The organism is Bosea vestrisii (genome assembly GCF_030144325.1).
In the GTDB taxonomy this organism is placed as follows: domain Bacteria; phylum Pseudomonadota; class Alphaproteobacteria; order Rhizobiales; family Beijerinckiaceae; genus Allobosea; species Allobosea vestrisii_A.
In genome coordinates this window covers 3,145,001-3,166,385 of the sequence record NZ_CP126307.1, presented here as the reverse complement: position 1 = coordinate 3,166,385, position 21,385 = coordinate 3,145,001, and the positions used below count along the sequence as shown (strand labels likewise).

The following is a 21,385-nucleotide window of genomic DNA, read 5'->3' as shown; positions in this document are numbered from 1 at the left end:
GCACGTCAAGTCGCGCCGGCTTATCGACGCCGGCTCAGAGCGTGACGATGACCTTGCCGAAGACCTTTCGGCCCTCGATTCGGGCGAGGCCCTGCTCGAATTCGGCGAGCGGGAAGACTGCATCGATCACCGGCTTCATGCCGGCCGCCATCTTGTCCAGTGACTGCGCGATATTCTCCATTCGGCAGCCGAAGGAGCCGGTGATCCGGTATTGTTGCTGGAAGAGCTGCATCAGGTTGATCGTTGCGGAGGGACCGGAGGTCGCGCCGCAGGTGACGAGGCGGCCGCCGCGCTTCAGGCAGAGCAGCGAGCCGTTCCAGGTGTCGGCGCCGACATGTTCGAAGACGACGTCGACGCCCTTGCGCTTGGTCAGGCGCCGGACCTCGCCCTCGAAGCGCTCGGTCTTGTAGTTGACGACGAAATCGGCACCGAGCTCCTTGGCTTTCGCGCCCTTCTCGTCATCACCGACCGTGGTGTAGACGGTGCAGCCGATCGCCTTGGCCATCTTGATCGCGGCCGTGCCGATGCCGGAGCCGCCGGCATGGACGAGGATCGATTCGCCGGGTTCGAGCCTGGCATTGTCGAACAGCATGTGCTGAACCGTGCCGAAGCCGATCGGGGCGCAGGCAGCCTCCTCGAAAGAGACGCCCTTCGGCGCCTTGATCACCAGGCGCTCGGGCCGGTTGATCAGCTCGCGCGCGAAGCCATCGATGTGGAAGCCCATGATGCCGGAGACGTTCTCGCAAAGATTGTCGCGGCCCTCACGGCAGGCCTTGCACTGGCCGCAGGTCTCGGCGCCATACATGGTCACCGTGTCGCCTTCACGGAAGCGCGAGACGCCCTCGCCGACGGCGACGACTTCGCCGGCTGCCTCGACGCCGGCAGCCTGCGGCATCTTGCGCTTGGCGAAGGCCATGCCGCGGAAGCCCCAGAGGTCGAGATAATTCAGCCCGACGGCGCGCACGCGGATCTGGACCTCGCCGGCAGCCGGCGGCGGCGGCGGCTCGATCTGTTCGAGGCGGAGATCGCGGTCGCCATGGAGCTGGAGAGAGAGCATGGGTCGTCGTCTTTCAGAGCTGGTCCGGCCATTGCCGCGAGGCGTGCAGGACAGCGAGGATTTCGACGCGTCCATCTCGGACGCGATAGGGGAGGATGTAGCTGGTGCCGGCTACCACGAGTTCACGCGTCTCTTCTACCCGTCCGGCTCGGCCACTATGCGGGTAGTCGACCAACTGGGCGGCGGCTGAGCGGAGTCGGCGGACGAGGGCGAGCGCTGCCGTTGGACTGAAGTCGGCGACATAGAGAGCGATAGCGCGAAGGTCAGCCTTTGCTCTTGCGGTCCAGACGAGCTTCATCTGGTCGAATCGATGCGCGCCTGCAGTTCCGTCTCGATGGCATCGAGCTCTGCCTCCGTGGCGAATTCACCGCGATCGGCTTGGGAGATGCCTTCCCTGATCCGCGCGATCTGCCAAGCATTGAGTTCGATATAGTTCTCGATCGCCTTGGCGGCGAGCCAGTTGCGCGACCGGTCAGTGTCAATTGCCAACGCATCGAGCTTGGCGAGGGTCTCGTCGTCGAGGCGGATTGTGAAAGCTGCCGTCATGATGGTTCACTCCGGTTCGAAGTGAACATAGGTGGTTTCCGGCTCCTCGCCAAGCGCTGGCCGTTTACCATGTTTCACGTGAAGCGTTGGCGCTCAACGTTAGCGATGCACGCCCATCTGCGCCGTGATTCCACCGTCGATCGGCAGGACCGCACCGGTGATGTAAGCGGCCGGAGGGCTCAGCAGGAAGGCGGCGAGGCCGGCGACCTCCTCCGGCTTGGCGAAGCGGCCGGCGGGGATCTGGCCTTCCATCTTCTCGCGATAGGCAGCGTAGGGCGCCATCATGTCGGTGTCGACGAAGCCCGGCGCGATCACGTTGACGGTGACGCCGCGCTTGCCGGTCTCGACCGCGAGCGTCTTGGCATAGGAGATCAGCGCGCCCTTGGAGGCGGCGTAGGCGGCGTTGCCGGGGTTGCCGCGCAGCGCCGCGACCGAACCGATCGCGACGATGCGGCCGGCCTTGGCGCGGATCATGCCGCGCATCAGGCTCTTGGCGAGACGGGTGAAGGCCCAGAAGTTGACCTGCATCGCCGCTTCAGCCTTGTCCTGCACCAGCATGGCGGCGAGCGCGTCATAGGGCTGGCCGGCATTGTGGACGAGGCCGAAATAGGTTTCGCCCTCGCATTGCTCGCAGAAGCCGTCGAGCGCCGCCTTGTCGGAGAGGTCGAGCGGCAAGGCGCGCACGCTGCGGCCCGGCGCGGTGGCGATAATCTCGGCGGCGAGAGCCTGCGCCTGCTCGCCGGAAGAGCGGTAGGTGAAGTCGACATCATGGCCGGCTGCGGCCAGAGCCCGCACGATCGCGGCGCCGACGCCCTTGGCGCCGCCGGTGACGAGAACCCGGCTCATGCTGCTTTCGGCCCGGCGGTCAGGACGAGGCAGGTGTTCTGGCCGCCGAAGCCGAAGGAGTTCGACAGCACGGTGCGCACCTTGGCGTCGCGGGCCTGGTTGGGGACGACGTCGATCGCGATCGCCGGGTCGGGCTGGCTGTAGTTGATCGTCGGCGGGATGCGGCCATTGGCGATGGTCAGCAGCGAGATCACAGCCTCGACCGCGCCGGCGGCCGTCAGCGTATGGCCGAGCATCGACTTGTTCGACGAGATCGGCAGCTTCGCCATGCGCTCGCCGAAGACGGCCGAGCAGCTCATCGCCTCCATCTTGTCGTTCTCCGGCGTCGAAGTGCCGTGGGCGTTGATGTAATCGACGTCGTCAGGGGTCAGCCCGGCATCGGCGAGGGCGTCCTGCATGGCGAGGATCGCCGGCTTGCCGTCCGGGCTCGAGCGGGTGCGGTGGAAGCCGTCGCCACGCTCGCCGCAGCCTGCGACGATGCCGAGGATGGTCGCGCCGCGTGCCAGCGCGTGGTCGTAGTCCTCCAGCACCAGCGCGCCGGCGCCCTCGCCCATGACGAAGCCGTCGCGATTCTTCGAGAACGGCTTGGCGGAGGCTTCCGGCGGATCGTTCTGGGTCGAGAGGGCAGACAGCAGCGAGAAGCGGATCAGCGCCTCGGCATGGACCGAGCCGTCGGTGCCGATGCACAAGGCAGCTTCAGTCTCGCCCCTTCTGATCGCCTCGACACCCATCTGGATTGCGGTCGCGCCGGACGAGCAGGCGGTCGACAGCGAGATCGGCGAGCCCTTGGTGCCGAATTTCTCGGCGATGTGCTCGGCGACGCCGCCGAACAGGAAGAGCTCGTGCATCGCCTGGTGCTTGTGGCCGGCGGCAATGCGCAGCAGCGCGTCGTAGTCGGTATCGCCCTCGATCGCCTGCGCCAGTTCCTGCTTCTGGGGCCATTCCATCTCGACCGGCGGCACCGCCATGAAGAGCTCGCCGGGAAAATCACCGGCCTCGCCGAGACCGCTCTGCGCGACGGCTTCGTCTGCGGCGAGCGTGGCAAGCTTCTCGGAGAGCTCCGGAGCGGCGAACGACCCATCGAACAGGAAGTCGACGGTCGCGGCGATGGTGGTGCGCAGGCCCTCGGTCGGGAAGCGCTCGATGCGGTGAATGCCGGAACGCCCGGCGGTCAGAGCCTCCCAGTTGGCGTCCTTGCCCTGTCCGAGCGAGGTGACGATACCGAGGCCGGTGACGGCGACGATCGGCCGGCCCTGGCTGTCGCGATGGCTTGCACCCATGACGCCTCTCCTCAAGCCTTGACCAACCGGGCGGCGCCTTCGCCGCGCCAGTGCGCCGCGCCGGTGACGATCGCTTCTTTCGCCGCGCCGGTCGAAAGCGCTGCCGCAGCGAGCGCGACCGAGACCGGGAAGGCGGCTTCGACGGAATGGCCGACGAGATCGCCGGCGGCGACACGGCGTGCCTGGGGGACGGCCTTGGCGATCGCGGCTGCCTCTTCGTCGGTGATGCCGGCGCAGCCGGTCGCGGCCGATATCACGAGTGAGTCGGGCGCGAGCGGGCCGAAGCCGGCGAGCAGTTCATCGAGCGCCTTGGCGACCGAGCCGGGCTGGCGACGGCTGCGATGGGCGCCGGCATGGCTCAGACGGGCATGGACCCTGGCGCCGCGCGCAGAAGCGCGCTCGGCCGATTCGAGCACGAGGAAGGCGCCAGCGCTGCCGGTGATCAGGCCGGGCACATCGGTTCGCGCGAAAACGGGAGCGAAGTCCGCGGCACGCAGAAAGCCGCCGAGCTCGAACAGCAGCAGCATGTCGCGGCGTTCGGCATTGTAGGCGCCGCCGACGAGGATGAGATCGGCCTGGCCGGCCGCGATGCGGGCCTGCGCGGTGCGGATGGCGTCGACGCCGGCCTGCTCCTCGCCCATCAGCGTGCGCGAGGCGCCGGTGATGCCGTGGACGATACCGATATTGCCGGCGAGCAGGTTGGAAAGCTGGGCCAGAAACAGCGTCGGCCTGAGATCGCTCATCAGCCGTTCGTTGAGGAAAGCACCCGGCTGGTTCGCATTGCGCAGGCCGGCCAGTACGGCGGCGTCGACAGCGTGGTCGCGCTCGCCGCCGCCGGCGGCGACGATGACCTGAAGCTCGCTCTTGGCCTCGGCGTCGTCCTTGAGGGCGGCATCATCGAGCGCGAGACCGGCGGCATAGACGCCGAGGCGCTGCCAGGGCTCCATCTGGCGCTGGTCGGACTTCTTCGGGATCTGCCGGTCGAGCTCGACGGGTTTCAGCGGGTGCAGCGGGTAGGGCGCAAATCCTTGTGCATCGATGACGGGCGCTGCGTTCGTCGCAAGCGCCTGCGCATGGGTCTCGACGCCCTCGCCAAGGCTGGAGGCGAGACCGATGCCGGTGATGACGACGTCGCGGGCCATGTCAGGCTGCCTCCGGGGAGAGGCCGATGGCTTTGAGCCGGGCCTGCATCAGAACGTGCATATCGGCGGGGAACGGCATCAGGCGGAAGCGCAGCTCGGCATCGCAGATCGGCTTGCCGGCGATCGCAATCTTTGCCTTTGTCGCAGCGTAACCGGAGCCCTCATGGACGAGCTCGGCGCTGACGTCGAGCACAGCTTCTGGTTCGACGAAGGTCCGGAAGCGCGCCTTGTCGACCATCATCAGGAACGGCATCTGCGTCAGGCCGTTCAGTCCCAGAAGAAGGAAACCCGAGGCCTGGGCCATGGTTTCGGTGAGCAACACGCCCGGAACGAGCGGATGGCCGGGGAAGTGGCCGTCGAAGACCGGGCTTGTCGCCGGAACGGTCGAGCGGGTCAGGATCCGCTTGTTCGCCGGATCGAAGCTCTCGACCTTGTCGATCATGTCGAAATATTCGAGGCGCATGCGGCTCCAACCCGTCTCGCCGCGATCGGAGTCTTGCCCCGCCTGCGGCGTGTCAACGTCCAGTAGCGGCCCTGGCGGACCAAGGCTCGCTCAGCGGCCCCTTTGCTCAGGCGGCCTTGGCGGCGACGAGATCGTCGATGCGCTTGCACAGGTTCTCGAGCACGAAATACTGCTCGGCCGGCGCCTTGCCCTCGTTGACCTCCTGGGTCCACTGCTCGAGCGGCAGCTTGATGCCGAAGGCCTTGTCGATCGCGAAGGCGATGTCGAGGAAGGCGAGGGAGTCGATGCCGAGATCTTCGATCGCGTGGCTTTGGGGCGTGATCTTCTCGCGAGGAATGTCGCAAGTCTCCGAAATGATGCCGGCGACCGTCTCGAACGTGGCGGACATGCGGGTGCTCCCGTCGTGGATGATGATGGCGGATGGCATCCGGGCGCGTTCGCCCCGCGCCTGCCCCGAGCCCCCCGCCGAGGATGGCTGTGACGCCCCCTTACACCTCGGTGCAGAATAGGACAACCGTTGGGGCCAAAGAGAGACGCCCGGCTTGCGGCCGGGCGTCCAGTATCGCCGATGCCGAACCTTACGCTGCGATGCCGCGCAGCACGTAATGCAAGATGCCGGCGTTCTTGAAGTAGTCGAGCTCGTCCAGCGTATCGATGCGGCAGAGGATCGGCACCTTCTTCACCGTGCCGTCGGCATAGGTGATCTCGGCTTCGAGCGTCTGGCGCGGCTTGACGGTGGCGAGGCCCTTGATCGTCACGCTCTCGTCGCCCTTGAGGTTGAGCGAGGCCCAGCTGGTGCCCTCCTGCAAGGTGAAGGGTACGACGCCCATGCCGACCAGGTTCGAGCGGTGGATGCGCTCGAAGCTCTGGGCGATCACAGCCTTGACGCCGAGCAGGTTGGTGCCCTTGGCGGCCCAGTCGCGCGACGAGCCGTTGCCGTATTCGACACCGGCGAAGATCACCAGTGGCACCTTCTCGGCCTGGTAGCGCATCGCCGCGTCGTAGATTGGCAGCTCTTCCTTGCTGGGATAGTGGATGGTGTAGCCGCCCTCGCGCCCGTTCGGCCCCATCATGTGGTTGCGGATGCGGATATTGGCGAAGGTGCCGCGCATCATCACCTCATGATTGCCGCGGCGCGTGCCGTATTGGTTGAAGTCGGCAACCGCGACGCCATGCTCGCTGAGATAATGGCCGGCGGGCGAGGCCGCCTTGATCGAGCCGGCCGGCGAGATGTGGTCGGTGGTGATCTTGTCGCCGAACAGGCCGAGCACGCGGGCGCCGACGATGTCGGTGACCGGCGACGGGGTCTTGCTGATGCCCTGGAAATAGGGCGGGTTCTGCACATAGGTCGAGGCGTCTTCCCAGGCATAGGTCTGGGAGGACGGAGTCTTGACCGCCTGCCAGTGCGCGTCGCCCTTGAAGACGTCGGCGTATTTCGCCTCGAAGATGGCGCGCGTGACGTTCTGCTGGATGAAGCTCTGGATCTCCTTGTTGGAGGGCCAGATATCCTTGAGATAGACCGGCTTGCCGTCCGAACCGGTGCCGAGTGGCTCGCTCGTCAGGTCCATCTGGACCGAGCCGGCCAGCGCATAGGCGACGACGAGCGGCGGCGATGCCAGATAGTTCGCCTGCACGTCGGGGGAGACACGGCCCTCGAAATTGCGGTTGCCGGAGATGACGGCGCCGGCGATCAGGCCCTGCTCGTTGATCGCCTTCGAGATCGGGCTCGGCAGCGGGCCGGAATTGCCGATGCAGGTGGTGCAGCCGAAGCCGACCAGGTTGAAGCCGAGCGTGTCGAGATCGGTCTGCAGGCCGGACTTGGCGAGATACTCCGCCACGACCTGGGAGCCGGGGGCCAGCGAGGTCTTGACCCAGGGCTTGACCTTGAGGCCCCTGGCGACCGCGTTGCGGGCGAGCAGGCCCGCCGCCATCAGCACCGACGGATTGGAGGTGTTAGTGCAGGAGGTGATGGCGGCGATGACGACATCGCCATGCCCGAGATCGAAGGACTGGCCCTCCACGGGTACACGGCGCGAGATCTCGGCCGCCTTTTTGTAGTCGGTCTCCATCGCCGCGGCGAAGCCCTTGGCGACGGCGCCGAGATCGACGCGGCCTTCAGGGCGCTTCGGACCGGCCATCGAGGGCTGCACGGTCGAAAGGTCGAGTTCGAGCGTGTCGGTGAAGACCGGATCGGCCATCTCGATCGTGGCGAACAGCCCTTGCGCCTTCGAATAGGCCTCGACCAGTGCGATGCGCTCGGGCGCACGGCCGGTCGTGGTGAGATAGTCCAGCGTCTCGCCATCGACCGGGAAGAAGCCGCAGGTCGCGCCATATTCCGGGCCCATATTGGCGATGGTCGCGCGGTCGGCGAGCGTCAGGTTGTAGAGGCCGGGGCCGAAGAACTCGACGAACTTGCCGACGACGCCCTTCTTGCGCAGCATCTGGGTGACGGTCAGCACGAGGTCGGTGGCGGTGATGCCTTCCTTGAGCGAGCCGGTCAGCTTGAAGCCGATCACCTCGGGCAGCAGCATCGACTGCGGCTGGCCGAGCATGGCGGCCTCGGCCTCGATGCCGCCGACGCCCCAGCCGAGGACGGCCAGGCCATTGACCATGGTGGTGTGCGAATCGGTGCCGACGACGGTGTCGGGGTAGGCGACCTCGACCTCGACGCCGTCGATGGTCTCCTTACGAGTCCAGACGGTCTGGGCGAGGTATTCGAGATTGACCTGGTGGCAGATGCCGGTGCCGGGCGGAACGACGCGGAAATTGTCGAAGGCGCCCTGGCCCCATTTCAGGAAGCGATAGCGCTCGCCATTGCGCTCATATTCGAGCTCGACATTCTGCGCGAGCGCCTTGGGCGAGCCGAATTCGTCGACGATGACCGAATGGTCGATGACGAGATCGACCGGGACGAGCGGGTTGATCTTGGCGGGGTCGCCGCCGAGTGCGACGACGCCGTCGCGCATCGCGGCGAGATCGACGACGGCGGGGACGCCGGTGAAATCCTGCATCAGCACGCGGGCGGGGCGAAAGCCGATCTCCTTGCCGGCGGTGCCCTTGTCGGTCAGCCAGGCGACGAAGCCTTCAATGTCGGCCTTATACACCGAGCGGCCATCCTCGAAGCGAAGCAGGTTCTCGAGCAGCACCTTCATCGAGAAGGGCAGCTTCGAGATGCCGGTCAGGCCGTTCCGCTCGGCGAGCGGCAGCGAATAATATTCATAGGTCTTGTCGCCGACGGTCAGCGTCTGGCGGCATTTGAACGAGTCGAGCGAAGCCATGCGGGCTATCCTGATCAAGGGGTTGCGGTCGCGAGCCGGACCGTCCTTGCGGATGAATCCGGTCGAAGGCCTATTGCGCATGTCGCGCTCGCCGCCCCGGGAGTGCCCGAGCCCCGCGCCGGATCGGCGTGCGGCGTAGCCACGGGTTCTATAGATCAATTCCAAGAAGCCCGCTACAGGCTCGATATGCGTTGGGCGAAACGGTAATGACGTCCGGGATGACAGGCTCGCCGTGACGCAGATTTCCTTCCAGACATTCGCCTTGATGGCCGAAGGGCTCGTCTGCCGCCGTGGCGGCCGCGCGATCTTCGAGGGCGTGGACTTTCACCTGGGCAATGGCGAAGCGATCGCGCTGACCGGCCGCAACGGCGCCGGCAAGTCGAGCCTGATCGCCATGCTGTGCGGACGCTTGCGCCCCGAAGCCGGCGCGATCCGTCTTGACGGTCTCGACGACATGCCGCTGACGGAAGCAGCCCATCTGGTCGGCCACCGCGACGGGCTCAAGGTTGCGCTGACGGCGACCGAGAACCTGCAGTTCGCGCAGGATCTGCTTGGCACGCCGGGCCTCAGCCCAGCCGAGGCGCTCGCCGCGGTCGGCCTGCCGCATGTGGGAGCCCTGCCGGTCGGCTATCTCTCGGCCGGCCAGCGCCGGCGCGTGGCGCTGGCGCGGCTCCTGGTCTCGTCGCGGCCGATCTGGCTGCTCGACGAGCCTTTTGCCGCACTCGACATCGGCTCGCAGGCAATGCTGTCCGGGCTGATGAAGGCGCATCTTGCAGCAGGCGGGGCGATCCTCGCGGCGACCCATGGACCGCTCGGCCTCGATGGCGCGCGCGAACTCAGGATCGGGCCGTGAGGCGCGCCTTCCTCGCTATCCTGAAGCGAGATCTCGCGCTGGCGGTAAAGGCCGGCGGCGGCGGCGAACTCGCGCTCGTCTTCTTCCTGACCGTGGTCGTGCTGATCCCGTTCGCGCTCGGGCCCGACCTCAACCTGCTGTCGCGGATCGGCCCGGCGATCCTGTGGCTGGGAGCGCTGCTGGCGACGCTGATCGGGCTCGACCGGCTGTTCCAGGCCGATGAGGAAGACGGTTCGCTCGATCTCATCCGCGGTGCGGGGCTGCCACTGGAATTTGCGGTCTTCGCCAAGGCGCTGGCACACTGGCTGACAACCGGCCTGCCGCTTACTTTGGCTGCGCCCCTGCTCGGGCTGCTCGTCGCCTTGCCGGCGGAGGGGGTGCTGCCGCTGGCGGCGAGCCTGGCGCTCGGCACGCCGGCGCTGAGCTTCATCGGTACGGCGGCGGCCGCGTTGACCGCGAGCTTGCGTCGTGGCGGATTGATCCTGCCCATATTGGTCGCGCCGCTTACCGTACCGGTGCTGATTTTCGGCGTCTCGGCCTCCAGCGCAGTGCGCGGGCCGATGTCATTGCAGAGCCCGCTGCTGATCCTCGCGGCGTTGTCGCTCATGGCGGCGGCCGTGGGCTGCGTGGCGGCGGCAGCGGCTCTGCGCCAGCCCGACTGACGATTCAGACCCCGGACCGCTCGCCCCGGTCGAGTTCCAGCGCACAGCCGGACTGAGATGCCAGACGGGTGACGACGGCAACGATATCCTCAAGCGCGACATTGTAGTCGACGAAGCGAAGCTGGACCTCTTCGGCCACGCCGAAGACATCGACGACACGCGATTCACCGACCTTCGAACGCAGGGTCGTCTCGATATCGCGCCGCATCGGATCAGATAGCGTGATGAGCATGACAATCCCTCCTACACAGGAGGTTAATGGAACCCCGTTTCAGGCGCAAATAAAAAATCAAATGATTTCAAATAGTTAGTAAGTTACGCCGTAGGCGGCTGAGTGGCATGACGCTAAGGTACCACCGCCGCCGCCGGCACTTGCGAATGAGCGTTTTGCGCCTATATAGTCACTTACTCATTTTGCGCGGGGGCGCGTCATGTCGGACCTGGAACGCGGCGAACGCCTACAGATCATGCTGAGCGCGGAAGAACTTCGCGCCGTCGAGAATTGGCGCTTCGACAAGCGTATGCCGAGCCGCGCGGCGGCGGTGCGGGAATTGCTCAGGCGCGGTCTGAGTGCCGAGGGCTTTAACGTCGCCGCCGATGGTGCCCGTTCAGGCAGTTTCAGTGTTGTCGGCAAGGGCGAAGATGAAGGGTCGAGAGCGTCCGAGAAGGACTAGCGCCCGTCCGGGCCTCATCGTCGCAGGGGTAGCTCATCGATTGTGAGCCGGGCCGGCGATTGCTACATCCTGTCTCGTCGAAAGAAGAGCAGAGCCGTCCACCGCTTCATGGCGAGCCTTACCGAACTGGCCAATCCGGCGCGTTTCATGCGCCTGTCGAGCGTGCTGCTGCCTTGGTTTGCGGGCGCGGCTGCGCTTCTGCTCGCTATCGGCTTCTATCTCGTCTGGTTCGTCGCCCCGGCCGACTACCAGCAGGGCGAGACCATCAAGATCATGTACATCCATGTGCCGGCCGCCTGGCTGGCACTGATGTTCTATTCGATGATGTCTCTCTCGGCGCTGGGCGTCCTGGTCTGGCGCCATCCGCTCGCCGACGTCGCCCAGCAGGCGGCGGCGCCAATCGGCGCGTGTTTCGCCTTGATCTGCCTGCTCACCGGCTCGTTCTGGGGCAAGCCGATGTGGGGCACCTACTGGGTCTGGGATGCGCGCCTGACCTCGATGCTGGTGCTGTTCCTGCTCTATCTCGGCGTCATCGCGCTGCGCCGTGCCATCGACGAGCCGTCTCGCGCCGGCCGCGCCGTCGCGATCCTGACGCTGGTCGGTTGCGTCAACATCCCGATCATCAAGTTCTCGGTCGACTGGTGGAGCACGCTGCATCAGCCGGCCTCGGTGCTGCGGCTCGGCGGGCCGACCATCCATGCCTCGATGCTCTGGCCGCTCGTGATCACGGCGCTCGGCTTCACGCTGCTGGCGCTCTCGCTTCACGCCGCCGCGATGCAGGCCGAAATCATCCGCCGCCGGGTCAGGACGCTGACGATCTTCGAGGCCGAGCGGCTCGACCGGTTGTCCTTGCAGGCGGCGCAATGATGGGCGCGCTCGGACCCCATGCCGGCTTCATCCTCGCCGCCTATCTGGCGGCAGCAGTGGTTCTCTCCGGTCTCGCGGCAATGATCCTGCTCGACCGGCGCGCGCAGAGGCGGGCCTTGGCAGCGCTGGAGGAACGTGGAGCGGGCCGCCGCGGCGGAGGCACGTCATGAGCGAGGCTACGACCCCAGCCCCGCGGGGCTCGCCCTGGCTCTTCGCGATACCGCTCCTGATCTTCGCGGCGCTGGCCGCGGTGTTCGCCAAGGGACTGTTCTCCGGCGATGCCAGCAAGGTGCCCTCGGCCCTGATCGGCAAGCCGGCACCGGCGATCACGCTGCCTCCGCTCGAGGGTCTGCAGCGCGACGACCAGCCCGTGCCTAGCTTCAACATGGCGGACCTCGCCAAGGGCAAGGCCACGATCGTCAATGTCTTCGCGAGCTGGTGCGCGCCCTGCCGGGTCGAGCATCCCTTCCTCCTCGCCATGGCAGATTCAGCTGCGGTGAAGCAGGGCAAGGTTGCGGTGGTCGGCCTCAACTACAAGGACGAGGCCGAGAACGCCCGCCGCTTCCTTGGTGCGCTCGGCAATCCCTACTCCGCTGTCGGCGTCGATCGAAACGGCCGCGCCGCGATCGACTGGGGCGTCTACGGCGTGCCCGAGACCTTCCTGATCGGCCCGGACGGACGCATCATCGACAAGCATGTCGGCCCGCTCGACGGCCCGGCGGCGTCGAAGCTGCTGGCGAAGGCGGCAGCGCTGGTGAAGTGACGGCGGGAGGTCAGGCCGCCTTCTTGCCGCCGACCAGACTCTCGAACATGCCGCGACCGTCGGTGCCACCGACGAGACCGTCGATCAGGTTCTCCGGATGCGGCATCAGGCCGAGCACGTTGCGACCGGGGGAGTAGATGCCGGCGATGCCGCCCAGCGAGCCGTTCGGGTTGGCGTCAGCCGTCACCTTGCCGTCGGCGTCGCAATAGCGAAAGGCGACCAGCCCCTCGCCTTCGAGCCGGGCAAGTGTTTCCGGGTCGCAGATATAGTTGCCCTCGCCATGGGCGATGCAGACATCGATCACTTGGCCCTTGGCATAGGCCGAGGTGAAGGCGGTGTCGTTGCGCTCGACCTTGAGGTGCTGGCGCTTGCAGACGAATTTCAGATCGGCGTTGCGGGCGAGCACACCCGGCAGCAGCCCGGCCTCGCAGGCGATCTGGAAGCCGTTGCAGATGCCGAGCACGAGGCCGCCGCGCGCCGCATGCGTCCGCGTCGCGTCCATGATGTGGGCGCGCCCGGCGATGGCGCCGCAGCGCAGATAGTCGCCATAGGAGAAGCCGCCCGGCAGGACGACGAGGTCGGTCCCGGCCGGCAGCTCGTGGTCGGCATGCCAGACATGCTCGACGGTCGCGCCGGCCTGGCGCAGCGCCTTGGCGACGTCGCCGTCGCGGTTCGAGCCGGGGAAGGTGATGACGGCGGCGCGCATGGGATGCCCCTTTCCTATCAACGGCTGGCGGTACGGCGCGGACCGCCATCGACGATCTCGACCGCTCTGAGGAACTCGTCGAGATGGCGGCCGGCGGCCGCCTCGTTCTGCGAGATCGACAGGATATTGAACGCGAGCGAGCCGGCGAAAACCGAGGTCGACCTGCCGAATTCCGTCTTGCCGTCGCGCTGCTTTGTGTAAGCGAAGTTGAAGGAGGGGAAGCCCTTGGTCGTTCCGGTCCGTGGCGCAGCCGTGATGGTTGCGCCCTCTTGTGCCGCCTTGTCGGCTACACTCTGCGCCAGATTGAGCAGCGCCTGCGGATCGGGCTTGCGGGTCGGGCTGTTGAGGCGTGCGTAGATCACCCCCGAAGGAGCCGGGCAGGCCAGCGGCCGGCAGACGAAGGCAGTGCGTGCGGCGCTCAGCGTGTCAATGCCGCGGCTCTGCCACTTCTCGCGATCGAAATTCTGAAGGCGCAGCCGGGTCTCCCCGGGCCTGATCGCCGTCTCGAACTCTCCTTCGGCCAAGCGTTTCGGTTTGGTGGCAGTCGTCTGGCAGGCACCGAGCGCGAGCGCCAGCAGGGCGGCGGCGCCAATCTTGATTATCTGAGGCATCGGTCAGCCGACCAGCTCGACGCGATAATTCTCGATCACGGTGTTGGCGAGGAGCTTCTCGCAGGCTGCTTTCAGCGCGGCTTCGGCGGAAGCCTTGTCGGCGCCGTCGAGCTCGATGTCGAAGACCTTACCCTGGCGGACCGAGCCGACACCGTCGATGCCGAGCGATTTCAGCGCGCCCTCGATCGCCTTGCCCTGTGGGTCGAGCACGCCGGTCTTGAGGGTGACGGTGACGCGGGCTTTCATCGTGATCTCCGGAACAGGGCGCTTGCGGTTCGCTTAGCGGCGAATCGGTGCAGGCTCAACCTTTTCAGCGGCTCGCCCAGGTGGCGCGGGCAAAATCCTGGGCGGCTTGCGAATCGTCTGTCACCGCGATCGCCATGGCGAGCGTATTGTCCTTGCGGGCGTAAAGGATCGCGGTCGAGGCCAGGCGGCCGCCTTCCTTGGCGCGGATCTCGACGAGGATGCCATCGGTGCCCTCCTGCCTGAAGCGGGAGACGGTGGTCGTGCTCGCCGGCTTGTCGGCCTGCTTCGCCTTCGGGCGCTTCGAGAATTCGCGTGCCAGCCGGGCCGGGTTGAGAGCAAGCGTCCTTGCCATGTCGGCGGCTTCGCGGCCTTCGAAACTGATCAGCCCGGCGACGCCTGGACGCTGGCAGTCCTGCGGCGTGCAGAAGACCATCGCCTTCGGGTTGATGCCGTCGTTGACCACCCAGTTCTGGATCGGCAGCGGCTCCCAGCCCCGGCCGGCGGCGAGCTGGACCAGGCCGGGGCCGAAATGGTCGGCGCAGCCGGCGATCAGCAGAACCCCCAGCGCGAGCGCACCCAAACGCAAACGGGAGCGCAAGCGCCCCCGTCCAACAATCAGAGTCTCGTGAACCGCGGCGGTCACTGCACCAGGCGCGGCAATTATTGCACCAGCCGGGGGCCTGCCGGGCCCGGCTTCTCGTTTTCGCCGAGAATGCCGAGGCGGCGCGCCACTTCGGTATAGGCCTCGATCAAACCGCCCAGGTCGCGGCGGAAGCGATCCTTGTCCATCTTGTCCTTCGACCGGATGTCCCAGAGACGGCAGGAATCGGGGCTGATCTCGTCGGCGACGACGATGCGCATCATCTCGCCTTCCCAGAGCCGGCCGCACTCGATCTTGAAGTCGACGAGACGGATGCCGGCGCCGAGGAAGAGGCCGGAGAGGAAGTCGTTGACACGGATGGCGAGCGCCATGATGTCGTCGATCTCCTGCGGCGTCGCCCAGCCGAAGGCCGTGATGTGCTCTTCGGAGACCATCGGGTCACCCAGCGCATCGTTCTTGTAGTAGAATTCGATGATCGAGCGCGGCAGCTGCGTGCCTTCCTCGATGCCGAGCTTGGTCGAAAGCGAGCCGGCCGCGACATTGCGGACCACGACCTCGAGCGGAATGATCTCGACCTCGCGAATCAGCTGCTCGCGCATGTTGAGCCGGCGGATGAAATGCGTGGGCACGCCGATGTCGTTGAGATTGCTGAAGATGTGCTCGGAGATACGGTTGTTCAGCACGCCCTTGCCGTCGATCACTTCATGCTTCTTGGCATTGAAGGCGGTCGCGTCATCCTTGAAATGCTGGATCAGCGTTCCGGGCTCCGGTCCCTCATAGAGGACCTTCGCCTTGCCTTCGTAGATGCGACGGCGGCGGTTCATCGGGATATACCGTGGCTTGAGGAAATCCAAAGGGTCGGCCTCTCTCTGGTCGCGGTTGCCCGCGGCGGGATCATGGCCCTTTTCAGCACGCTCTCGCGCAATCTCGTTGCTCTGTCGAGTTCGATCCTGGCGCGCCGGTCCGGCTGGTTCATGCGGGCCTTGCTCTTAAAGAACTGGCCACACTCGCGCTATATGGGCCTTTCATGCTGCAAACGCAACAAAGCGCCGGAGGCGAGGTTTTGGCGCCCGATTCGACCCGAGTGGATCGGCTTGAAAGGCATGGCCTCTAGCCCCCACTGCCATCACCTTGCTATATGGCAAAGCTGATATCGCGCCGCACAAGATTGCCGCTCCGAAGAGGATAAGAACCACATGACCACCTTCGACCAGCGCAAGGACGCCTACGAGAACAAGTTCGCGCATGACGAGGAGCTGCGCTTCAAAGCGACGGCCCGGCGCAACAAGCTGCTCGGTCTGTGGGCCGCAGAGAAGCTCGGCAAGAGCGGCGCCGATGCCGATGCCTATGCCAAGTCGGTCGTGCTCGCCGATTTCGAGGAGGCCGGCGACGACGATGTGCTGCGCAAGGTCAAGGCCGATTTCGCGGCAGGCAGCGTCACGGTCGCCGACGACGAGATCCGCCGGACCATGACGGAGCTGCTGATCAAGGCGGCCGACGAAATCCAAGCCGGCCGCTGAGGAACGCTCGGGCGCAAGGCGGCCTTGGCCGCATTGCGCCCTTGAGCATAGCGCATGCCGGAGCGTTTGCCTTTCACCGCCGGTTCGGTTCAGGGTCGGTGGACCCGCCAGTGGTGAGAGCGGGCAACCGGATGAATGCGCTCATGACCGCCGCCAAGCCGACCGTGCTGTCCTCGCTCGCTGATCGCCTCGCCAAGGGCGAGACGTTGCTCTCCGCCTGGTGCGGACTGCCCGATCCGAGCATCGCCGCGATCCTGGCGCAGGAAGGCTTCGACGCGGTCACGCTCGACATGCAGCATGGCCCGATCACGCTGGCAGAGGTCATCCGGGCGATCCCGCTGATCAACGCTGCCGGCAAGCCGGCGATCGCGCGCATTCCGGTCGGTGAGTTCCAGAACGTCTCGAAACTGCTCGACTCCGGCGCCTCGGGTGTGATCGCGCCGATGATCAACACGATCGAGGATGCGCGCCGGCTCGCGGCCTATGCCAAGTACCCGCCGCTCGGCGAGCGCAGCTGGGGCAGCTATGGCGGCCTCGGCGCCTCCGGTCTCGACCAGAACAGCTATCTCAAGCAGGCCAACGATTTCTCGCTGACCTTTGCGATGATCGAGACCCGCGAGGCGATGGCGATCGTCGACGACATCCTCGCCATCGACGGGATCGATGCGCTCTTCGTCGGCCCGTCCGATCTCTCGATCGCGCTCTCGGGCGGGGCCGCCGTCAACGCCTCGGCCAAGGAAGTCGACGATGCGCTCCGCCATATCGTGGCGCGGGCCAATGCGGTGAAGAAGCCGGTCGCCTTTTATGCCGCGAGCGCCGAACGCGCCAAGCAGGGCGTCGAGTTGGGCGCACGGCTTGTTACGGTGATGAGCGATACCGGCCTGCTGCGTGCGGCGAGCCAGGCGGCGCTCAAGGTGATCAAGGGTTGATGCCCTCGCGCGATTTCAGCGCGGCATAATAGGCCCAAAGCAGGCGCGCGGCGACGCCGCGCCACGGCCGCCATGCCTCCGCCAGTTCGGCCAGTTCGGCCGGTTTCGGCCGCGTCGGCAGATTGAAGGCGACCTTCGCCGCTTCCTGGACCGCGAGGTCGCCGGCGGCGAAGCCGTCGCGATGGCCGAGGCAGAACAGCAAATAGACATCCGCCGTCCACGGGCCGATGCCGGAGACGGCCGTCATATGCTGATGGACGAATTCCGGCGTTGCCGCCTCGAGACCAGCGAGATCAAGCCGGCTCTCGACGATAGCGGCTGCGACGGCGCGCATCGTCTTCTGCTTCGGCCGCGACAGGCCCGAGAGCCGCATCTCCTCGTCGCTGGCAGCAAGGACGCGTTCCGGTGTCAGGGGGCCGAGCACGCTTTCGACCCGGGCCCAGACGGCGCGCGCGCTCGCCACCGAGAGCTGCTGCTGCGAGACGATGATCGAGGCAAGACTCAAGAAGCCGCTCTCGCGACGGCGCAAAGGCGGGATGCCGGTGCGGGCGATGATCCGCTCCCAAGCGGGATCAAGAGCGATGAGGGTCGCCATGCCCTCTTCGAGATCGGTTGTGCTGGATATAGTCGTCATGCTGCTCTGGTCTATCGCTGATCGCCGATCCGGGTTCTGTCAGCAGGCCGCACTTGGCGAGGCAAGCGGGGGACCATAGACAGGAGAGGATGGCATCGTCTTCCCCCGTCTTCCGGTTTGCGCCGAGCCCGAATGGGCAGCTGCATCTCGGGCATGCCTATTCGGCCTTGGCCAATGAGCGGCTGGCGGCACGTTTTGGTGGCGAGCTCCTGCTGCGGATCGAGGATATCGACCGCACCCGCTGCCGGCCTGAGTTCGAGCAAGGCATCCATGACGACCTCGCTTGGCTCGGGATATCGTTCTCGCCCGATACCAGGCGGCAATCCGAGCACTTCGACGATTATCGCCGGGCGCTGGATCGGCTCGATGCGATGGGACTGGTCTATCCCTGCTTCTGTTCGCGCCAGGAGGTGAAGGACGCTGTGCGTCAGCGCGAGACCGAGACCGGAATGCCCTGGCCGCGCGATCCCGACGGCGCGCCGCTCTATCCGGGGACCTGCCGTGCTTTGAGCGCGGCGGAAGCGCACCGACGCTGCGAGGCAGGCGAACCGCATGCGCTGCGGCTCGCGATGGACCAGGCGCTGGCCCGAACCGCGAGCGGCGCACTCACCTACCGCCTCTTTGACGAGAATGGAGAGGAGCGCAAGGTCGCGGTCGATCCGGCGCGCTGGGGCGATGTCGTGCTGGCGCGCAAGGATGTGCCGACGAGCTATCACCTTTCGGTGGTCACCGACGACGCGCTGCAGGGTGTGAGCCACGTCGTCCGCGGGCAGGATCTGGAGGCTGCGACCGACATCCATGTTCTGCTGCAGCGCCTGCTCGGCCTGGCGACGCCGCGCTATCATTTCCATGCGTTGCTGCTGGATGAGGGCGGTCACAAGCTTGCGAAGAGTCGGCTGTCGCAAAGCCTCGCCGATCTGCGGGCGGAGGGGGTGACGCCGGCGGCGATCCGGTTGCAGCTTGGTTTCACGTGAATCGCTGCCGATCGGGTAAGGGCCAGCTCGGTTAACCGACGCCCAGAAAGGTCAGCCAGCCTATCGTCGTGAAGAGCGAGAGCGCGGTCGAGAGCGCGATCGCGCTGGAGGCGTCGGCGACCCCCTGCTTGTAACGCTCGGCAAAGAGATAGGCGTTGATCCCGCAGGGGCAGGCGGCGAAGAGCACGGCGACGCCGGCCCAGGCCGGGGGCATGGCGAACACCTTCGTCGCCAGCAGGAAGACGATCAGCGGGTGCAGCACGAGCTTGAGGAAACTCAGCACCGCCGGCAGGCCGATGCCGGAGGCGAGGCCGTAGCGCCTGAGCGCAATGCCGAGGCTGATCAGTGCGCAGGGAACGGCCGCACCCGCGATCAGGTCGACGATCGACCAGAGTGGCGTTGGAACCAGGGCGACGAACGGGCGCGCGGCGCTGCCGAGCAGGATGCCGACGACGATCGGGTGGGTGAACAGTCGCTTGAGCAACAGGAGCAGCGAGGTGCCCCTGCCTTCGGCGAGCAGGGTTGCGGCCGTCATCGTCACCGGCAGATGCACTGCTAGCAACAGGCCGAGCGGGACTGCGCCGGCTTCGCCATAGGCCTTCAGGATCATCGGCACGCCGACGAAGACCGTGTTCGACTGCGCCGCGGCAAAACCCGAGACGACGAGTTCGGGGCCCTTGCGGGCGAACAGCTGTCGCGCCACGAGCTGGGCGATCACCCAGACGATGGCGAGGCCGGTGAAATAGGAAATCCAATAGCCCCAGGGCTGGTCCGGCGGGATCGCGGCCGTCGCCAGCGTCTTGAACAGCAGGCAGGGGACGGCGAGGACGAAGACGAAGTCGGAGAGACCCTCGCCGGTGGTTTCGCGTAGCAGCTTCACCCAGCGCGCAGCATAGCCGATCGCGATCAGGCCGAAGACGGGCAAAACGATGAGCAGTGAGGAGAGCATCTGGCCGGTAACAGGAGTGAAATGTCAGCGCAATTGCGCGGTCTGGCCTCCGGCCTTTTCGATCAGGCCCTGGACCTCGTCGCGCTGGCGCTTGAATTCGGCGAGGGCCTTGCCGTCGAGCTCGCGGCCGCGCGGCACCTTGATCTTCATCGGGTTGACGAAATTGCCGTTGACCATGACCTCGTAGTGCAAATGCGGGCCGGTCGAGAGGCCGGTATTGCCGAGGAAGCCGATGACCTGGCCCTGGCGGACCTTGACGCCGGGCGCGATGCCCTTGGCGAAGGCCGATTGGTGCGAATAGGCGGTGACGTAGCCGTTGGCGTGCTGGATCTCGATACGGCGGCCATAGCCGGAATCCCATTCCGCCTTGATGATCGTACCATTGCCCGCGGCCAGGATCGGCGTGCCGATCTTGTTGGCCCAGTCGACGCCGGTATGCATCTTCGAATAGCGCATGATCGGGTGGTAGCGCATGCCGAAGCCCGAGCGCATTTCGGCGTCCGTGATCGGCTTGCGCAGCAGGAACTTCTTCAACGACCGGCCTTCAGGGTCGAAATAGTCGATCAGCCCGTCCTCGGGCGCCTGATAGCGGAAAACCTGCCTGGTTTCACCGCCGATGGTGAGCGTGGCCGAGAGGATCTCGGAGCGCTCGCCCTCGTCCTCGTCGGTGAAGATGACCTCAAGATTGTCGCCGCCGCGCACGCGCTGCTGGAAATCGAGGTCGTAGGAGAAGATGCGGACGAGCTCGTCGATCAGCGGACGCGGCAAATCATGGCGCAGTCCGGTCTCGTAGAGGCTCTCATAGAGGCGTGCACCCGTGCCGCCTTCCTCTTCATCCTCTTCGTCGTCCTGCGAACTGGCCTGCGATTTCGGCTGCGGGCCGACCGCTTCCGTCCTCGGCAAGGCCACGGGGACGAACAGGCCCTTGTCGTTGACCGCGATCACCGCCGAGGGGCGCCCGTTCTCGAGCAAGGCGAGGCGGACGATCTGGCGCGGCTCGCCGGGGCGCGTGCCGGGCGCGAACAGCGCCTGCAGCACCTGTCCCTCCGGCAACGCAGCGACCTTCACCCGCCCGTCGAAGGCCTTCATCATCGAGACGATCTGGTCGCGGTTGGCGCCGGCATTGCGTACCACCGTCTCGAAGTTCTCGCCGCGGCGGGTGATCAGCAGCTTCTCCTCGACCAGCGGCTCGCGCGAAGCGGCGATCGGGGTCTTTGGCGCGTTTGTCACGTTCTCCGGGACGACACGGACCTCGATGCCGGAGAACGAGGTATCGGTCGCGGGTGCATAAGAGAGCAGGCTGCTGGCACCTGAAACCTGGTTGCCTTGAGCAAGCGTACGGCTCAGCATCAGCTGTGGCGGGATCGGCAGGGCGGCCCGCCGGTCGGCCGCGGCGAGATTGGCGCGCTCTTCCTCCATCTGGTTGATCACGTCGGCGTCGGTCAGATTGGCCTTGCCCGGCGTGACCGGCAGATCGGCGAGATCGCGCTTGGTGATCGAGACATCCGCATCCGGCATCTCGGTGACCGGTTCGGCATAGCGTTCGCTGCTGGGAGCCCCTTCGGCGAAGAGGCGCAGTGGATTGAAAGGCGGGATGTTGGTGGCGTAGACGCCGCTGGTCAGTGACAGATTGGTCGAGAGCCGGACGAACGGGCGAACCCTGATGACTTCACGGTCGCCGATACGCTGGGACATCGGCGCGCGCAGGGTGTGCCGTGCGGAGGCGATCGGCTGCTCGGCGACGAGCTTGTCGCCCTTGCGGGCGCCGCCCCCGACCGAGGTGG

At 66.3% G+C, this 21,385-nt stretch carries 27 protein-coding genes (1 of these 27 only partly in view); 9 read left to right on the top strand and 18 right to left on the bottom strand.

Annotation, left to right across the window (positions count from 1 at the left end; translation table 11 throughout):
* Positions 1-34: 34 nt before the first annotated feature.
* From QO058_RS15710 to acnA, 9 genes are all read right to left on the bottom strand, one after another.
* Positions 35-1,057 carry a zinc-binding dehydrogenase gene (locus QO058_RS15710; RefSeq protein WP_284167253.1) on the bottom strand — a complete coding sequence of 341 codons (1,023 nt, stop codon included), beginning with the start codon at positions 1,055-1,057 and terminating at the stop codon, positions 35-37.
* Positions 1,058-1,070: 13 nt separating this feature from the next.
* On the bottom strand, positions 1,071-1,355 hold the full coding sequence (locus tag QO058_RS15705; protein WP_284167252.1) for a type II toxin-antitoxin system RelE/ParE family toxin: 285 nt from the start codon (positions 1,353-1,355) through the stop codon (positions 1,071-1,073).
* Positions 1,352-1,603 (bottom strand): CopG family ribbon-helix-helix protein, encoded by a 252-nt coding sequence (locus tag QO058_RS15700; protein ID WP_284167251.1) that lies wholly within the window; start codon positions 1,601-1,603, stop codon positions 1,352-1,354. The genes QO058_RS15705 and QO058_RS15700 overlap by 4 nt, the downstream gene beginning before the upstream one ends.
* Before the next feature lie 99 nt (positions 1,604-1,702).
* Positions 1,703-2,449 (bottom strand): SDR family NAD(P)-dependent oxidoreductase, encoded by a 747-nt coding sequence (locus QO058_RS15695; protein ID WP_284167250.1) that lies wholly within the window; start codon positions 2,447-2,449, stop codon positions 1,703-1,705.
* A complete protein-coding gene (locus QO058_RS15690) occupies positions 2,446-3,729 on the bottom strand; it encodes a beta-ketoacyl-ACP synthase (protein ID WP_284167249.1) in 1,284 nt (427 codons plus the stop codon). Before QO058_RS15690 ends, QO058_RS15695 begins: the two co-directional genes overlap by 4 nt.
* Before the next feature lie 11 nt (positions 3,730-3,740).
* Positions 3,741-4,871 (bottom strand): beta-ketoacyl-ACP synthase, encoded by a 1,131-nt coding sequence (locus tag QO058_RS15685; protein ID WP_284167248.1) that lies wholly within the window; start codon positions 4,869-4,871, stop codon positions 3,741-3,743.
* 1 nt (position 4,872) lies between these two features.
* Positions 4,873-5,334, bottom strand: coding sequence for an ApeI family dehydratase (locus QO058_RS15680; RefSeq protein ID WP_284167247.1), 462 nt, complete (start codon positions 5,332-5,334; stop codon positions 4,873-4,875).
* 106 nt (positions 5,335-5,440) lie between these two features.
* Positions 5,441-5,722, bottom strand: a complete 282-nt coding sequence (locus QO058_RS15675; RefSeq protein ID WP_057191987.1) for an acyl carrier protein — start codon at positions 5,720-5,722, stop codon at positions 5,441-5,443.
* 190 nt (positions 5,723-5,912) lie between these two features.
* Entirely contained in the window at positions 5,913-8,612 is a 2,700-nt protein-coding gene (gene acnA / locus QO058_RS15670) for an aconitate hydratase AcnA (protein ID WP_284167246.1), read from the bottom strand.
* Positions 8,613-8,877: 265 nt separating this feature from the next.
* Here acnA and ccmA point away from each other — a divergent pair, with 265 nt between their 5' ends.
* Together ccmA and ccmB are read left to right on the top strand one after the other, a co-directional pair.
* Positions 8,878-9,465 (top strand): heme ABC exporter ATP-binding protein CcmA, encoded by a 588-nt coding sequence (ccmA, locus tag QO058_RS15665; RefSeq protein ID WP_284172915.1) that lies wholly within the window; start codon positions 8,878-8,880, stop codon positions 9,463-9,465.
* Complete coding sequence (gene ccmB, locus QO058_RS15660) at positions 9,462-10,127, top strand: heme exporter protein CcmB (RefSeq protein ID WP_284167245.1); 666 nt, start codon at positions 9,462-9,464, stop codon at positions 10,125-10,127. Before ccmA ends, ccmB begins: the two co-directional genes overlap by 4 nt.
* Before the next feature lie 4 nt (positions 10,128-10,131).
* Here ccmB and QO058_RS15655 read toward each other — a convergent pair whose 3' ends face one another.
* Positions 10,132-10,359 carry a hypothetical protein gene (locus QO058_RS15655; RefSeq protein ID WP_284167244.1) on the bottom strand — a complete coding sequence of 76 codons (228 nt, stop codon included), beginning with the start codon at positions 10,357-10,359 and terminating at the stop codon, positions 10,132-10,134.
* 199 nt (positions 10,360-10,558) lie between these two features.
* Between QO058_RS15655 and QO058_RS15650 the strand changes: the two genes are divergently transcribed.
* From QO058_RS15650 to QO058_RS15635, 4 genes are all read left to right on the top strand, one after another.
* A complete protein-coding gene (locus QO058_RS15650; RefSeq protein ID WP_284167243.1) occupies positions 10,559-10,801 on the top strand; it encodes a hypothetical protein in 243 nt (80 codons plus the stop codon).
* Positions 10,802-10,909: 108 nt separating this feature from the next.
* The gene (locus QO058_RS15645) at positions 10,910-11,668 is read left to right on the top strand and encodes a heme ABC transporter permease (RefSeq protein ID WP_284167242.1); all 759 of its coding nucleotides are present in this window, start codon (positions 10,910-10,912) and stop codon (positions 11,666-11,668) included.
* Positions 11,668-11,838, top strand: coding sequence for a heme exporter protein CcmD (gene ccmD, locus QO058_RS15640; protein ID WP_284167241.1), 171 nt, complete (start codon positions 11,668-11,670; stop codon positions 11,836-11,838). Before QO058_RS15645 ends, ccmD begins: the two co-directional genes overlap by 1 nt.
* Positions 11,835-12,431, top strand: a complete 597-nt coding sequence (locus QO058_RS15635) for a DsbE family thiol:disulfide interchange protein (protein WP_284167240.1) — start codon at positions 11,835-11,837, stop codon at positions 12,429-12,431. Before ccmD ends, QO058_RS15635 begins: the two co-directional genes overlap by 4 nt.
* 10 nt (positions 12,432-12,441) lie before the next feature.
* Here QO058_RS15635 and purQ read toward each other — a convergent pair whose 3' ends face one another.
* The 5 genes from purQ to purC form a co-directional block, all read right to left on the bottom strand.
* A complete protein-coding gene (purQ, locus tag QO058_RS15630; RefSeq protein WP_284167239.1) occupies positions 12,442-13,137 on the bottom strand; it encodes a phosphoribosylformylglycinamidine synthase subunit PurQ in 696 nt (231 codons plus the stop codon).
* 17 nt (positions 13,138-13,154) lie between these two features.
* Complete coding sequence (locus tag QO058_RS15625; protein ID WP_284167238.1) at positions 13,155-13,748, bottom strand: hypothetical protein; 594 nt, start codon at positions 13,746-13,748, stop codon at positions 13,155-13,157.
* Positions 13,749-13,751: 3 nt separating this feature from the next.
* A complete protein-coding gene (gene purS / locus QO058_RS15620; protein ID WP_284167237.1) occupies positions 13,752-13,994 on the bottom strand; it encodes a phosphoribosylformylglycinamidine synthase subunit PurS in 243 nt (80 codons plus the stop codon).
* A 64-nt stretch (positions 13,995-14,058) separates the two neighbouring features.
* The gene (locus tag QO058_RS15615) at positions 14,059-14,592 is read right to left on the bottom strand and encodes a hypothetical protein (protein ID WP_284167236.1); all 534 of its coding nucleotides are present in this window, start codon (positions 14,590-14,592) and stop codon (positions 14,059-14,061) included.
* Between the two features lie 62 nt (positions 14,593-14,654).
* Complete coding sequence (purC, locus tag QO058_RS15610; protein ID WP_126114755.1) at positions 14,655-15,449, bottom strand: phosphoribosylaminoimidazolesuccinocarboxamide synthase; 795 nt, start codon at positions 15,447-15,449, stop codon at positions 14,655-14,657.
* Between the two features lie 342 nt (positions 15,450-15,791).
* Here purC and QO058_RS15605 point away from each other — a divergent pair, with 342 nt between their 5' ends.
* Positions 15,792-16,115, top strand: coding sequence for a DUF1476 domain-containing protein (locus QO058_RS15605; RefSeq protein WP_284167235.1), 324 nt, complete (start codon positions 15,792-15,794; stop codon positions 16,113-16,115).
* A 143-nt stretch (positions 16,116-16,258) separates the two neighbouring features.
* On the top strand, positions 16,259-17,044 hold the full coding sequence (locus QO058_RS15600; protein WP_284167234.1) for an HpcH/HpaI aldolase family protein: 786 nt from the start codon (positions 16,259-16,261) through the stop codon (positions 17,042-17,044).
* Here QO058_RS15600 and QO058_RS15595 read toward each other — a convergent pair.
* Positions 17,034-17,678, bottom strand: coding sequence for a DNA-3-methyladenine glycosylase family protein (locus QO058_RS15595; protein ID WP_284167233.1), 645 nt, complete (start codon positions 17,676-17,678; stop codon positions 17,034-17,036). The genes QO058_RS15600 and QO058_RS15595 overlap by 11 nt on opposite strands.
* A gap of 89 nt (positions 17,679-17,767) precedes the next feature.
* On the opposite strand from QO058_RS15595, the gene gluQRS reads away from it, so the two are divergent.
* Positions 17,768-18,652 (top strand): tRNA glutamyl-Q(34) synthetase GluQRS, encoded by an 885-nt coding sequence (gene gluQRS / locus QO058_RS15590; RefSeq protein WP_284167232.1) that lies wholly within the window; start codon positions 17,768-17,770, stop codon positions 18,650-18,652.
* A gap of 31 nt (positions 18,653-18,683) precedes the next feature.
* On the opposite strand, the gene QO058_RS15585 is transcribed toward gluQRS, so the two are convergent.
* Both QO058_RS15585 and QO058_RS15580 read right to left on the bottom strand, forming a co-directional pair.
* The gene (locus tag QO058_RS15585) at positions 18,684-19,601 is read right to left on the bottom strand and encodes an AEC family transporter (protein ID WP_284167231.1); all 918 of its coding nucleotides are present in this window, start codon (positions 19,599-19,601) and stop codon (positions 18,684-18,686) included.
* 24 nt (positions 19,602-19,625) lie between these two features.
* Positions 19,626-21,385: the 3' portion of a M23 family metallopeptidase gene (locus tag QO058_RS15580; protein ID WP_284167230.1), read on the bottom strand. Its footprint extends 271 nt past the window's final position; 1,760 of the gene's 2,031 nt are visible here — the last part of the coding sequence; its start codon lies beyond the right edge, outside the window; it ends in the stop codon at positions 19,626-19,628.